We start from the raw sequence: 14,136 nt of genomic DNA, 5'->3' as shown, positions 1-14,136 counted from the left end.
CTACTTCATACCTTTTCCTTTGGTAAAATAAATTTGGATTTTTAATAGAAGAGCAGTTAGTAAAGATACAATAAGTAAGCTTATTAAAACCGCAATAAATAATTCTATTGATAATTGACAGTTAAATAAAAATTTTCTATGAAGACTCATTTCTTGATAAGAATTATATACTGGAAATGATAGAACAAAAAAATTGCTGAAAATAGGGAAAACAAAATAGGTTATTAATGAAGAGAAAGCTGCATGTAAAGATTTAGCAAACAGATATAAAGAAGTCTTTATATCTGTTAACCCAATAATACTTGAAACTTGCGCATGTACAGAAAGGCCACTCCATCCTATTATAAAGCTAGCTATAGCAACCTTCGTGCGTAGATCCATACCTATGCTATCTGCAACCATTTTTGCTCCCATTGTCACCTCAAAAAGTCCAGCAACAAAAGAACTAATAATTGAAGGTGATATTTTAAAAGGCATAAGTAGTATAACTAGAATCGAAGTAATTAAATCGATTATTTTCAGAAGTTCTAACATACGGATAACAACAGCAAATAGAATAATAAAGCCTCCTACCATTAATATGGTGTTTAATGAATTTTTCACAGCGTTTCCAAGAATTATTCCTATAGAGAAATTTGAATTATTACCTTTGGATAGTTGGTTAAAGGCTCTTTTAAGTAAGTGTTCCTTTGATTTGGCAGTTCTATAATTATCTAATGATTTTTTATAGAAACTAAAGATTATACCTACTATAATAGTCCCAATATAGTGGGCAGCTACTATAAGAATACCTATCTTTGAAGATTTAAACATTCCTACAGATACAGAACCAATCATAAATAATGGTCCAGAGGTGCTACAAAAAGATATTAATCTTTGCGCTTCTACTTGAGTTAAGATTTTATCTAAACGAAGCTTAGAAACAATTTTAGCTCCTACAGGATATCCGGAGGTGATACTCATTGCGAAGGCAAAAGAACCTTCGCCAGGGACATTAAATATTGGACGCATAATTGGTTCTAGAAGTATACCAAAAAACTTAACTACACCAAGATTAATTAATAATTCTGATCCAATAAAAAAAGGAAGTAAAGCAGGAATAACTAATGTTGTCCATATTACTAGTCCGTCATAGGCTGCATCTACAGATTCGCCAGGATATATTATAATGGAGGCTATTAGAAATAGTATGACTAATATTATGAAGTAGTAGGATAAATTTTTATAGGACTTACCTCGAGTAAATTTTCTAAACTGTGATAAAATCAAAAAAAATATTAAGAGCAAACTAACAATTAAAATAATATTTATAGACATAATTATCCTCCTAGATGAAACTATATTATAGTATATTAAATGAGGAAATTGCATATTTAAGCTAAGTCATGCAATCTCCAAAATTCTATACTAATATATATTTTATAAATAGGAAGGTTATTCATTATTAGTTTAGTAATAGATACTTATTTGATTATTTTTGATAATATGGACTAGTTGTATAATCTAACTGCCCTGTTATATTTGCTTTATTTTTAAATGCTAAGGAATAGATATTTGTTGCACGGATATCTATATCTAGCATTCTTTCTGCAATCATATTTTGCGGTTTATAGTGTTTTAAATTAGATATTATTGGAATAGAAGAGCTAGATTTTAAAGTCTGTAATATTTCCCGTCCTTTGTGATTAAATGCTAATACACGTGCATATTGGGGCCCTCCATTATTGTTAAAATAGGAAATATCATCTTTACTTATATTCAACAAAATATGTATTAAAATACGTTGTATCCTTGTTAATGTATAACGTTTGCTTTTAATGCAATTATAAAGATCAGAAAGTGAATTTACCTTATTAGAGCATTGATATATTCTGTTCTCTAACCCTTCTACTACATCAAAAATGTTTTTTATTTCATCCAACTTACTTCTTCTTAATATAGCAAAAATAGATTCCTGAAAATCTGTACTAAAGATAGGAGCTATACCACTATTTATGTTAGAAGATAGAATATTAAAAGCATCATTTGGTACAACAGAGCTAAGATATGATAGAGGCTTGTTCTTTAGTAGATGTTCTCTAATTGCGGTAGCGCTGGCAATTGAGCTGTTAGTAATATGCTTGTTATGATAGTGGGCAGACTTTCTAGTAATAGTATAGGGTATAATTGAACTTTTAAGCTCTTTAATGGTTTTTAAATATTCTATACCTAAAATATTATTAGGGTTTTTTATAATATTATTTATTAAAGTTAATTGTTCCTCATTATATGATCTTACTTCTTCAAAATATTTAACTATAGCAATGGATCTTGCTACAGGAAATGCAAAACCTAAATTAACATAGCCTTTTAATATTTTTTTAAATTCAGAGGAAGGACTAGTTAGTACATTTGCAATTTCTAAAAGCAAATCTAAATTACCAACTTCGCTACCGAAACTAAAGCAGTCAACAGCACCTAAGCTATTAAGTAGGCTTATTGACCCATAAGCAAATAACTCTGCAGTTGCACATGCATAGGGAGTAGGAATTTCAATTATTAAGTCCACACCTGATTTTACAGCCATTTTAGCACGTTCCCACTTGTGCACAATAGCTGGTTCACCCCTTTGAACAAAATTACCACTCATTACTGCAATTGTATGAGTAGCGCCTGTAATCTCTTTAGATACATTTAAATGATATAGATGTCCATTGTGAAAAGGATTATATTCTGTAATTAAACCTAAAATTTTCATATGACCTCCTAAAAAATTTTATATTACTATTTTAATAAATATTATGGAATTTGGTAAGACTTAAAATTAAATATAAATTTTACTAAAAAATATTTAAATATCTTGATAAATCACTTATAATTTATTATGATTGATATGTTAGAATTTTATGTTATATCAATTATATGAAATATGTATATACAAACGAGGAGGTTTTAAAATGAAAATTTTAGTGGTTAACTGCGGAAGTTCTTCATTGAAATATCAGCTTATTAATATGGAAAATGAAGAGTTGATAGCGAAAGGTTTAGCTGAAAGAATAGGAATAGATGGTTCAGTAGTTAAACATGAAACCATTGGTAAAGAAAAGGTTGTTATTGAACAAAATATGGATAACCATAAGGCAGCAATTCAAATTGTATTAGATGCATTAGTAGATCCAAATCATGGAGCTATAAAGTCAATGGATGAAATATCAGCGGTAGGACACCGTGTTGTTCATGGTGGAGAGGAATTTTCTGATTCCGTGCTTATAACAGATGAAGTTAAAAAAGCATTAGAAAAGTGTTCAGATATTGCACCATTACATAACCCTCCAAACCTTATGGGAATTCATGCTTGCGAGGAAATACTTCCTAATGTACCTATGGTAGGAGTATTTGACACTGCATTCCACCAAACTATGCCTAAGGCTTCCTTCATGTATGCATTACCATATGAAATGTATGAGAAACATAAAATTAGAAAATATGGATTCCATGGAACATCTCACAAGTATGTAGCAAACAGAGCTTCTGAAATCCTGGGAAAACCTATTGGAGATCTAAAAATTGTTACTTGTCACTTAGGAAATGGTGCAAGTATTACTGCTGTAGATGGAGGGAAATCAATAGATACAAGTATGGGCTTTACTCCGCTTGAAGGGTTAGCAATGGGAACAAGATGTGGTGATATGGACCCTGCTATTGTTACTTTTTTAATGGAAAAAGATCACTTATCCTGCTACGAAATTAACGAAATGATGAACAAGAAATCAGGAGTTTTAGGAATTTCAGGAGTTAGCAGTGACTTTAGAGATATTGAACAGGCTGCTGTTAAAGGAAATGAAAGAGCACAATTAGCTCTTGATGTATATCATAAATTAGTTACAAAATATATAGGAGCTTATGCTGCTGAAATGGGCGGAGTAGATGCTATAGTATTTACAGCTGGTTTAGGGGAAAATTCTCCAGACACCCGTAAAGAAGCTTGCAAGAATCTTGAATTTTTAGGAGTAAAAATTGATGATGAGAAAAATAATGTAAGAGGAAAAGAAACAATAGTAAGTACTGATGATTCTAAGGTTAAAGTATTGTTAATACCTACAAATGAAGAACTTGCAATTGCACGAGAGACTAAGGCTATAGTTCAATAATATTAAAAGGTAGGTATACCTACCTTTTAAAATTTTTAAAATAAATATTTAGCTAAGATACGGAATTACAACTGTCTGCTATCAAGATAAAATACTTGACAAACAAAAAAATCATTTGTATAATCTATCTTAGCGATATGATCGAGGTGAGAGCTATGAAACTTGATATAGATAGTATAAAAAAAGGGGATAAGAACGCTTTAGATTTAAACTTCGCCTTAGATCTTAACACCATTGATTATTATGGTGATATTATAGATATAATATCACCTGTTGACGCGAATGGTAAATTGTACGTAATTGATGATAGACTATATATGAATTTAGAAATAAAAACCCACATGCAGGTAAACTGTAGTAGGTGTCTAGAATCCTTTACCTACCCCTTTAAATCAAGTATCAATGCAGAGTTTGTTCATGAAAATTTATCTACTGATCAAACTGATGAATCAGATGAGGATATAATTTATTACCAAGAAAGCACTATCGATCTTGATGAATTAATTAAAGAAAATATTATCATGAACATTCCAATGAAACTTGTATGTGATAAAAGCTGTCAAGGGCTTTGTTCAAATTGTGGGATCAAATTAAAAGACAAATCATGTGATTGTAGTCATACACAGTCTATTGATGAGGATGTTGACCCTCGATTGGCTAAGCTTAAGGAATTGTTAGAACAAGATTAAGGAGGTGTTAAGCATGGCGGTACCAAAGCGAAAAACTGGAAAATCTAAAAGAAATATGAGAAGAGCTGCTAACTCAAAATACACTGCACCAGGGTTTGTAAAATGCCCACAGTGTCACGAGCCAAAGTTACCTCACAGAGTATGTCCTGAATGTGGATATTATAAAAACAAAGAGGTTGTTGCTGCTCAATAATATATTATATAAATATAGGGAAAATAGTAATGCGTACATTGATTTATGTTATGCATTACTATTTTTTTATTGAAAAAAACATATAGTACTTGATTTTTTTATAAAGTGAATATATACTTTATATTATAACCAGGTACTAAATTTTAGTACTAAATCGAGGTGATAATGGTGAGTAGAACTGGAAGATTAAGTAAAGTAAATAGACAAAGTAAGTTATTAGAACTATTAAGGGAAGACCCTTTTGTAACCGATGAGGATTTATCCGAAAACTTTAAAGTAAGTATACAGACTATTCGATTAGACAGATTGGAACTAGGAATTCCAGAACTTAGACAACGTATAAAAAATGTGGCTGAAAAAAATTATGAAAAAGTACGAAGTATTATAGGGGCTGAAATTGTAGGAGAGCTAGTGGACTTAAACCTAGGTGTTAGTGGGATATCGATTTTAGAAACTACATCTGAAATGGCTTTTAGTAAAACCAGTATAGTTAGAGGTCACCATATTTTTTCACAGGCAGAATCCTTAGCTATGGCTGTAGTAGATGCGGAAGTAGCTCTAACTGGGGTTTCGAATATTAAATACTTAAGTCCTGTTAGTGCAGGAGATAAACTAGTAGCAAAGGCCGAAGTGATAAGAGTACGGGGAAATAATCACTTTGTTCATGTTAAAATATACGTTAATCAAATACAAGTATTTCGTGGTAAATTCATATTGGTAATAATTAAAAGTAAATAAGGAGGCCAAATATGAAAATCGTTATTGACGCAATGGGAGGAGACAATGCTCCATCAGTTACTGTTGAAGGAGCTATAGAGGCTGTTAAGAGTTATGACGTAAATATTATTTTAACGGGTAACCAGCCAATGATAGAAAATGAGTTAGCAAAATATGATTATCCAAGGGAAAAAATAGAAATAATACATTGCAGTGAGCAGATTACAAATGAAGATAAACCTGTAATTTCAATTAGAAAGAAAAAGGATTCTTCAATGGTTGTAGGATTGAAGCTGGTTAAAGAGAATAAGGCAGATGCTATTATATCTGCTGGAAATACAGGCGCTCTATTAGCAGGCGGACTTTTGTTGCTAGGTAGAATTAAAGGAATAGATCGTCCAGCACTTGCTCCTGTATATCCTACCACAAAAGGAATTTCTGTACTTATTGATGGAGGAGCTAATGCTGATTGTAAACCGAGAAACTTTTTAGAGTTTGGAATTATGGGAAGTATTTATGCTGAAAAGGTAATTGGTATTAAAAAGCCGAAGGTATGTACTGTTAATATAGGAATAGAAGAAGAAAAGGGAAGTGATGTTGTAAAGGCAGCACATAATCTTTGTAAGGATGCATCATTTAACTTTAAAGGCAATGTAGAAGCTAGAGATATACCTAGCGGGTATGCGGACGTTATCTTATGTGATGGGTTTACGGGAAATGTTATTTTAAAACTTACAGAAGGTTTGGCATCGTCTATTTTTGGTTTATTAAAAGAAGAATTTGTTAAGAATACTTTTAGAAAGATTGGTGCCTTATTATTAAAATCTGGATTAAGGGACTTTAAAAAAAGATTTGATTATACAGAATATGGTGGTGCACCATTTCTAGGTGTTAATGGAGTACTAATTAAAGCTCATGGAAGTTCGGATGGGAAAGCCATAAAAAATGCAGTACGACAGGCAATCAAATTTGTAGATAATAATATAATTGAAGATATTACTACAGAAATCACCAGTTTGGGAGTTGATACACTTGAGTAAATTTTTATCTGTAGGGATTACAGGCACAGGTAGCTATCTTCCTGAAAAAGAGTTAACTAACTTTGATTTAGAAAATATGGTAGATACAACTGACGAATGGATTAGAACCAGAACAGGCATATCCAAGAGAAGAGTTGTAGAAGATAAAATAGCTACATCAGATTTAGCTACAGAAGCTGCTAAAAAAGCTATTGATAACGCTGGAATATCAGCTGAAGATGTTGATTTAATTATAGTAGCTACTGTAACTCCTGATATGGCCTTTCCCTCTACTGCCTGTATTGTGCAAAAAAATATTGGCGCAAAGAATGCAGCGGCTTTTGATATTGAAGCAGCATGTTCTGGCTTTATTTATGGCATCACTATTGGTGAGCAGTTTATTAAATCAGGTGTGTATAAAAATGTCTTGGTAATTGGTGCAGAAACCCTAAGTAAAATTCTTAATTGGAAGGATCGTAACACCTGTGTTTTATTTGGTGATGGAGCTGGGGCAGCCATATTACAACCAGTTAAAGAAGGCTACGGTATACTGTCTAGCAGTCTAGGAGCTGATGGTTCCAGTGGTGACTATTTGACACAGCCAGCAGGTGGTTCTCGAATACCAGCATCAATTGAAACTGTTGCAAATAACTTACATTATGTGCAAATGGATGGAAGTGAAGTATTTAAGTTTGCCGTGAGGATAATGGCAAAGTCAACATTGCAGGCCATAGAAAGTAGCGGCCTTAAATTGAATGATATAGATTATATGATCCCTCATCAAGCTAATATTAGAATTATAGAAGCTGCTGCAAAGAGACTTAATCTGGATATGGATAAAGTCTATGTAAATTTAAATAATTATGGGAATATGTCTGCAGCTTCTGTACCTGTTGCATTGGATGAAGCTGTTAGAAAAGGTAACATTAAAACAGGAGATATAGTGACCTTGGTTGCATTTGGTGGGGGTTTAACTTGGGGATCATCTGTAATTAGGTGGTATAGATAGTTTGTTATTAAAGGATATATACTCTGTAGTTAAGACGTGAAGCAGGCATATTGTATTGGAGGCAAATATATGATTAAAAATAGACTTTGTGAAATATTAAATATTAAATATCCTATACTACAAGGTGGTATGGCTTGGGTTGCTACTGCGGAGTTGGCAGCTGCTGTTTCTGAGGCAGGGGGATTAGGTATAATTGGAGCTGGCAATGCGCCTGGTGAAATTGTAGAAAAGGAAATTTTAAAAGCAAAGAATATGACAAATAAACCTTTTGGTGTAAATATTATGTTGTTATCTCCTTTTGTTGACGAGGTAGTAGAAGTTGTTTGTAAAAATAAGGTTCCTGTAGTTACTACTGGTGCAGGGAATCCTGGAAGGTTTATGGAGAAGTTTAAAAGTGTTGCCACAAAAGTAATTCCAGTTATCCCATCCGTTGCCCTTGCAAAGAGAATGGAGACTCTGGGAGCAGATGCGGTTATAGCTGAAGGGACTGAAGCTGGTGGACATATCGGAGAACTTACTACAATGGCACTGGTACCGCAAGTTGTAGACATAGTTAGTATTCCTGTTATAGCAGCCGGAGGGATTGCTGATGGTAGAGGTCTATTAGCATCACTATCCCTAGGTGCAGAAGGAGTGCAGATTGGAACGAGATTTATTTGTGCAGAGGAATGCATAGCTCATAATAGGTATAAAGAAATGATAATAAATGCTAAGGACAGAGATGCAGTAGTTACAGCAAGAGTTACAGGTCACCCTGTAAGAGTGTTAAAAAACAAGCTAGTAAGAGAATTTAACAGGTTAGAGAAAGACGGAGCTACTGCGGAAGAAATTGAAAGACTTGGACAAGGAAAATTGAAAATAGCTGTAATTGATGGAGATATAGAAAGTGGATCTGTAATGGCAGGACAAATAGCTGGTATGATTACAAAAATTCAGCCCTGTAAAGAAATAATAGAGGAAATAATTTCAGATGCAAATGAGCAGCTTACTTTAGTAAGCAAGTTCAATGGGGAGGCATAGTTATGGGGAAAATTGCATTTGTTTTTCCAGGACAAGGCGCTCAATATGTAGGAATGGGGAAGGATTTTGTTGAAAATTTTCCAGTTGCAAAGAGTATTTTTCAAGAGGCTAGTGATGAAGTAAATATTGATATGAAGAAACTTTGTTTCGAAGGACCAGACGATGAATTGATGAAGACCGAAAATACCCAGCCAGCCATTTTAACTACTTCGATTGCTATGCTAAAGGTATTGGAAAATGAGGGACTTAACTGTCACATGACTGCTGGACTAAGTCTAGGGGAATATACCTCCTTAGTTAAGTCAAAAGTATTTTCATTTAAAGATGCAGTTAAATTGGTTAAAAAAAGAGGTAGATATATGCAGGAAGAAGTACCAATGGGAATAGGCACCATGGCAGCTATTTTAGGATTAAATAGAGATCAGATGCAACTATGTATAGAAAAAGCTAGACAATATGGAATAGTAGAAGCGGCTAATTACAATAGCCCAGGACAAATAGTTATTTCTGGTGAAATAAAGGCAGTTGAGGCTGCTGTGAAAATGGCAGCAGAGCTTGGTGCTAAAAAAGCTGTTATATTACCTGTTAGTGCTCCTTTTCATTGTAGTTTGCTTAAAGGTGCTGGTGAAAAACTTCAACAAGATCTTGAATTGTTAAAAATAAATGATCCAGAGATCCCTGTTATAACTAATGTAGAAGCATCGATACTATCATCAAAATTAAAGGTTATACCTTCTTTAGTTCAGCAGGTAAGTAAATCTGTACTATGGGAAGACTCTGTTTCTTTAATGTTAGATGAAGGAGTAGATAATTTTATAGAGATTGGGCCAGGTAAAGTCTTATCTTCATTTATAAAAAGAATAGCCAAGACTAAAGAAAAGAAGGTTAATATTTATAATGTTGAAGATGTAAACAGCTTTAAACAAGTACTACAAGTAAAATTGGAGGTGTAATTTTGAATTTAACAGGCAAAACAGCTTTAGTAACAGGGGGATCCAGAGGTATAGGTAGATCAATTGCTTTAGCCCTTGCTAATCAAGGTGCAAATGTTATTATAAACTACACAAGCAATGAAGAAAGTGCAGCAAAGGTTGTAGAAGAGATTGAAAGTTTCAATGTTAAAGCTTTAGCAGTGAAGGCAAACGTTTCAAATGCTGAAGAAATAAACTACATGATGTACAAAATAGAAGAAATATTTGATGGAATTGATATTCTAGTAAATAATGCTGGAATTACACGTGATAACCTATTTATTAGAATGAAAGAAGAAGACTGGGATCAAGTAATGGATATAAATTTAAAAGGTGTATTTCTATGTACAAAGGCAGTTGTTAGAAAAATGATAAAACGAAAGTATGGTAAAATTATTAATTTATCATCAGTAGTAGGGGTTGTAGGAAATCCGGGTCAAGCAAACTACTGTGCATCAAAGGCTGGTGTTATCGGTTTTACTAAATCTTTGGCTAAGGAAATAGCAGGTAAAAACATCACAGTAAATGCAATTGCTCCAGGATTTATAGAAACCGATATGACAAAGGTTTTACCTGAAAATGTAAAGGAAAGTATGCTAGAAATTATTCCTATGAAGAAATATGGTAAGCCGGAAGATATTGCGAATCTAGTATTATTTTTAAGTAGTGACAATGCTAGCTATATTACTGGTCAAGTAATTCATGTTGATGGCGGTATGGCAATGTAAGTTTTTAAACACTTTGAAATAACAAAGGCTTCTATCGAAACTTTTTAAACTAAAGAAGCATTTGTTGAAACGCATTTTATAGAAGGTGTATATTAAGGAGTTTTATACTTTCTTATGCGTTATAAAAAATATAAAACAATTAGGAGGAATTTTATATGTCATTTGAAAAGGTTGTTAAGATTATTGCGGGCCAATTAGGTGTAGAAGACGTTAGCGAAATTACTAGAGCCACCTCTTTAATGAACGATTTAGAAGCAGACTCATTAGATGCTGTTGAAATAATCATGGAAATTGAAGATGAATTTGGTATTGAAATTCCAGATGATGAAGCTGAAAAGTTTAAGAATATTGGGGATATTGTTGATTATGTAGAGTTAAATAAATAGTAATATTAAATCCCGATATAATCGGGATTTTGTAATAGAGGAGGTAGCACTATGGAAAGAAGAGTAGTAATAACAGGAATTGGATGTATTACACCTGTAGGTACTGGAAAAGAAGAATTTTGGAAATCACTAACAACGGGTGTTTCTGGCATAGATTATATTACAAAATTCGATACAGAAGATTTTACTACCAAGATTGCTGCAGAGGTAAAAGACTTTAATGTTGAAGATTATATCGATAAAAGAGAAGCGAAAAAGATGGATCGATTTACTCAATTTGCTGTTGCAGCTGCACAAATGGCGGTAAATGATGGCCAATTAAATATTGAAAAAATAAATACTGAACGTTTTGGAGTTATCCTAGGCTCTGGCGTAGGTGGAATTGAAACATTAGAAGAACAGAGTAAGAAACTATTTGAAAAAGGTCCGAAGAGGGTTAGTCCATTTTTTATCCCCATGATAATATCTAATATGGGATCTGGCCAAGTATCTATTGCTCTAGGAGCAAAGGGGCCAAACACAACAATAGTTACGGCCTGTGCTGCTTCAACAAATGCTATTGGTGAAGCCTTCCGTACAATTCAAAAGGGTGATGCAGATATTATGATTACAGGTGGAGCTGAGGCTTCTATTACACCATTATCTATAGCTGGATTTTGCTCCATGAAGGCTATGTCAACTAATAATGATAATCCTAAAAAAGCTAGCAGACCTTTTGATGCCAATAGAGATGGATTTATAATGGGGGAAGGGGCAGGGATACTTTTAATAGAGGAGCTAGAACATGCTCTTGAGCGAGGCGCAACTATTTATGGGGAAGTTATAGGCTATGGTACAAGTGCTGATGCATATCATATCACTGCTCCTGCCCCAGATGGTGAAGGAGGTGCTAGAGCTATGTCTAGCGCATTAAAGGATGCTAATATTGATTATAATAGCATAGACTATATTAATGCCCATGGTACAAGTACACCATACAATGATAAGTTTGAAACTGCTGCAATTAAAACTGTATTTAAGGATCATGCATATAAATTAGCCGTAAGCTCAACGAAGTCAATGACGGGTCACCTTCTAGGCGCTGCTGGTGGAATTGAAGCTATTGCATGTGTTATGGCGATTAAAGAGGGAATTATACCTCCTACAATTAATTATGAAACACCAGATCCAGAATGTGACTTGGATTATGTCGCTAATGTGGCCAAAAAGAGAGAGGTTAATTATGCCCTTTCAAACTCATTAGGTTTTGGTGGCCATAACGCAACTGTTATTTTTAAGAAATATGAATAGCCTTATATAAATATACTTATTATAGGAAGAAGGAAAAACTTCTTCCTATAATTTTTGCAATTTAAATAATATAATAGTACAATTAAAACAAATTTATTTTTGATTGCTATTAATACATATATAAGAAATGGTGGAGGTAAGAAATGAAATTAGATACAAGTCGTATAGCACAAATAAAAGAATTTCAAAAGATAATAGAATATAAATTTAATGAAATAACTATGATAAATGAAGCATTGACCCATAGTTCCTATGCTAATGAAAGTCGTAATAGATATATTTATAATAATGAAAGACTAGAATTTCTAGGAGACTCGGTTTTGAGCATTGTAGTTAGCGAGTATATTTATTTAAAATATAATACTTTACCTGAAGGAGAGTTGACGAAGGTAAGAGCTAATGTTGTATGTGAGCCCTCTTTAGCACACCAAGCTAAGAAAATAAAGTTAGGTAAATATCTGTTATTAGGAAAGGGCGAAGAAGTGACAGGTGGAAGAGATAGAGTGTCTATATTAGCTGATGCCTTTGAAGCTGTTATAGGAGCTTTGTATTTAGATGGTGGAATAGAAATAGCGCGCAAGTTTATTTTGCATATGTTAGCACATAGTATAGAACTAGCTAGTACTGGAAGTTTATTTAGGGATTATAAAACTGATCTGCAAGAGTTATTACAAAGAAAATATGATGATAAAATCAGTTATAAAGTAGTAAATGAAACTGGACCTGATCATAATAAAACCTTTGGGATTGAAGTAATATTAGGGGATCAAGTTCTTGGAGCTGGAGAAGGTAAAAGTAAAAAGGAAGCAGAACAAATGGCTGCAAAAAAAGCATTAGAGAAGGTGAATATGGAAGATGAATAAGAATAAGAGAAAAATTATTATTCCTATATTTATACCGCACAAGGGATGTCCTCATGACTGCAGCTTTTGTAATCAAAAGAAAATCGCTGGAGAAGGAACCGATGTAACTGCCGATAAGGTTTCTCAAATAGTAAATCTTCAACTGGAAAATTTAAAAAACGTAGATGAAAGTAAGGAAATAGCTTTTTATGGAGGGAGCTTTACTGGGTTACCAAGAGAACAACAAAGCCAGCTTTTGACAATTGCATATGAAAAGAAAAAACAAGGACTAGTTAATGAAATTCGTATTTCAACAAGACCAGACTATATTAATGAAGAGATTCTTGATTTTTTACAAGATTATGGCGTTTCGATAATTGAATTAGGTGTACAATCAACAGATGATGATGTGCTAAATTTAAACAATAGGGGACATTCGAGAAAAGATGTTTTTAGATCAGTATCTTTAATAAGAGAAAGGGACATTCAGCTTGGACTTCAAATGATGGTTGGCTTATATGGTGATACAGAAGAAAAACTTCTAAAAACAGCAAGAGATATTATTGATTGCAAACCTGATTTTGTTAGAATATATCCAACAATAGTTATACAGGATACGTTATTAGAAAAATTGTATTTAGATGGAGTATACAAACCAATCAGCCTTAATGAGGCTGTTTATTTGTGCAAACAGCTAGTTTTAGAATTTAACAAAAATAATATACCTATTATTCGTCTAGGGCTTCAAGCAACGGAAGAAATATCTATAGGGAAGGGAATTGTGGCAGGTCCATACCACCCTGCCTTTCGAGAAATTGTAGAAACAGAAGTGTATAAAAATATTATAGAAAATAAAATAACAAAGAATAAGAAATTAGAAGGAATGGTACTAAATATATATTGCAATTCTAAAGACTGTTCAAAGGTTTCTGGCTATAATCAGTCTAATAAGCATTATTTTGAAAATAAGTATGGATTTAGAAAGATTAGAATTTACCCCTTAAGTAATATTCTAGCTGGAGAAGTAAATGTAGAGATAATAGCAGCTTTGTGATAAAATAAGACTACATTCAGAGAGAAACTTTTCTCCCACTGAATGTTAAGTGATTTCGTTCTAGGAGCTAACAATTCTCACTCCCTCT

General features: G+C 33.1%; 15 protein-coding genes. 13 read left to right on the top strand and 2 right to left on the bottom strand.

Annotation, left to right across the window (positions count from 1 at the left end):
- Together ylbJ and HYG84_RS13995 are read right to left on the bottom strand one after the other, a co-directional pair.
- Positions 1 to 1,317: a sporulation integral membrane protein YlbJ gene (gene ylbJ, locus HYG84_RS14000; RefSeq protein WP_212378256.1), complete on the bottom strand. Its 1,317-nt coding sequence runs from the start codon at positions 1,315 to 1,317 to the stop codon at positions 1 to 3.
- Between the two features lie 154 nt (positions 1,318 to 1,471).
- Complete coding sequence (locus HYG84_RS13995) at positions 1,472 to 2,737, bottom strand: nucleotidyltransferase (RefSeq protein ID WP_212378254.1); 1,266 nt, start codon at positions 2,735 to 2,737, stop codon at positions 1,472 to 1,474.
- Positions 2,738 to 2,936: 199 nt separating this feature from the next.
- Between HYG84_RS13995 and HYG84_RS13990 the strand changes: the two genes are divergently transcribed.
- The 13 genes from HYG84_RS13990 (at position 2,937) to HYG84_RS13930 (ending at position 14,048) form a co-directional block, all read left to right on the top strand.
- Positions 2,937 to 4,130: an acetate/propionate family kinase gene (locus tag HYG84_RS13990; RefSeq protein WP_212378252.1), complete on the top strand. Its 1,194-nt coding sequence runs from the start codon at positions 2,937 to 2,939 to the stop codon at positions 4,128 to 4,130.
- A gap of 137 nt (positions 4,131 to 4,267) precedes the next feature.
- A complete protein-coding gene (locus HYG84_RS13985; RefSeq protein ID WP_212378250.1) occupies positions 4,268 to 4,819 on the top strand; it encodes a YceD family protein in 552 nt (183 codons plus the stop codon).
- Positions 4,820 to 4,832: 13 nt separating this feature from the next.
- Positions 4,833 to 5,012 carry a 50S ribosomal protein L32 gene (rpmF, locus tag HYG84_RS13980; RefSeq protein ID WP_212378248.1) on the top strand — a complete coding sequence of 60 codons (180 nt, stop codon included), beginning with the start codon at positions 4,833 to 4,835 and terminating at the stop codon, positions 5,010 to 5,012.
- Positions 5,013 to 5,180: 168 nt separating this feature from the next.
- Entirely contained in the window at positions 5,181 to 5,750 is a 570-nt protein-coding gene (gene fapR / locus HYG84_RS13975; RefSeq protein ID WP_330655479.1) for a transcription factor FapR, read from the top strand.
- An 11-nt stretch (positions 5,751 to 5,761) separates the two neighbouring features.
- Positions 5,762 to 6,769, top strand: coding sequence for a phosphate acyltransferase PlsX (plsX, locus tag HYG84_RS13970; RefSeq protein ID WP_212378244.1), 1,008 nt, complete (start codon positions 5,762 to 5,764; stop codon positions 6,767 to 6,769).
- Entirely contained in the window at positions 6,762 to 7,757 is a 996-nt protein-coding gene (locus HYG84_RS13965) for a beta-ketoacyl-ACP synthase III (RefSeq protein ID WP_212378242.1), read from the top strand. The genes plsX and HYG84_RS13965 overlap by 8 nt, the downstream gene beginning before the upstream one ends.
- 69 nt (positions 7,758 to 7,826) lie before the next feature.
- Entirely contained in the window at positions 7,827 to 8,777 is a 951-nt protein-coding gene (gene fabK / locus HYG84_RS13960; protein WP_212378240.1) for an enoyl-[acyl-carrier-protein] reductase FabK, read from the top strand.
- Positions 8,778 to 8,779: 2 nt separating this feature from the next.
- Complete coding sequence (gene fabD / locus HYG84_RS13955) at positions 8,780 to 9,730, top strand: ACP S-malonyltransferase (protein WP_212378238.1); 951 nt, start codon at positions 8,780 to 8,782, stop codon at positions 9,728 to 9,730.
- On the top strand, positions 9,730 to 10,476 hold the full coding sequence (gene fabG, locus HYG84_RS13950) for a 3-oxoacyl-[acyl-carrier-protein] reductase (protein ID WP_212382305.1): 747 nt from the start codon (positions 9,730 to 9,732) through the stop codon (positions 10,474 to 10,476). The genes fabD and fabG overlap by 1 nt, the downstream gene beginning before the upstream one ends.
- A 155-nt stretch (positions 10,477 to 10,631) precedes the next feature.
- Complete coding sequence (gene acpP / locus HYG84_RS13945) at positions 10,632 to 10,862, top strand: acyl carrier protein (RefSeq protein ID WP_212378236.1); 231 nt, start codon at positions 10,632 to 10,634, stop codon at positions 10,860 to 10,862.
- A gap of 51 nt (positions 10,863 to 10,913) precedes the next feature.
- Positions 10,914 to 12,152 (top strand): beta-ketoacyl-ACP synthase II, encoded by a 1,239-nt coding sequence (fabF, locus tag HYG84_RS13940; RefSeq protein ID WP_212378234.1) that lies wholly within the window; start codon positions 10,914 to 10,916, stop codon positions 12,150 to 12,152.
- 143 nt (positions 12,153 to 12,295) lie between these two features.
- The gene (gene rnc / locus HYG84_RS13935) at positions 12,296 to 13,015 is read left to right on the top strand and encodes a ribonuclease III (RefSeq protein ID WP_212378232.1); all 720 of its coding nucleotides are present in this window, start codon (positions 12,296 to 12,298) and stop codon (positions 13,013 to 13,015) included.
- Entirely contained in the window at positions 13,008 to 14,048 is a 1,041-nt protein-coding gene (locus HYG84_RS13930; protein ID WP_212378229.1) for an elongator complex protein 3, read from the top strand. Before rnc ends, HYG84_RS13930 begins: the two co-directional genes overlap by 8 nt.
- Positions 14,049 to 14,136 lie beyond the last annotated feature (88 nt).

It is taken from the genome of Alkaliphilus sp. B6464 (assembly GCF_018141165.1).
Lineage (GTDB): Bacteria > Bacillota > Clostridia > Peptostreptococcales > Natronincolaceae > Alkaliphilus_B.
The sequence above is the reverse complement of the archived record's forward strand: the minus strand, read 5'-3'. Positions and strand labels throughout refer to the sequence as shown.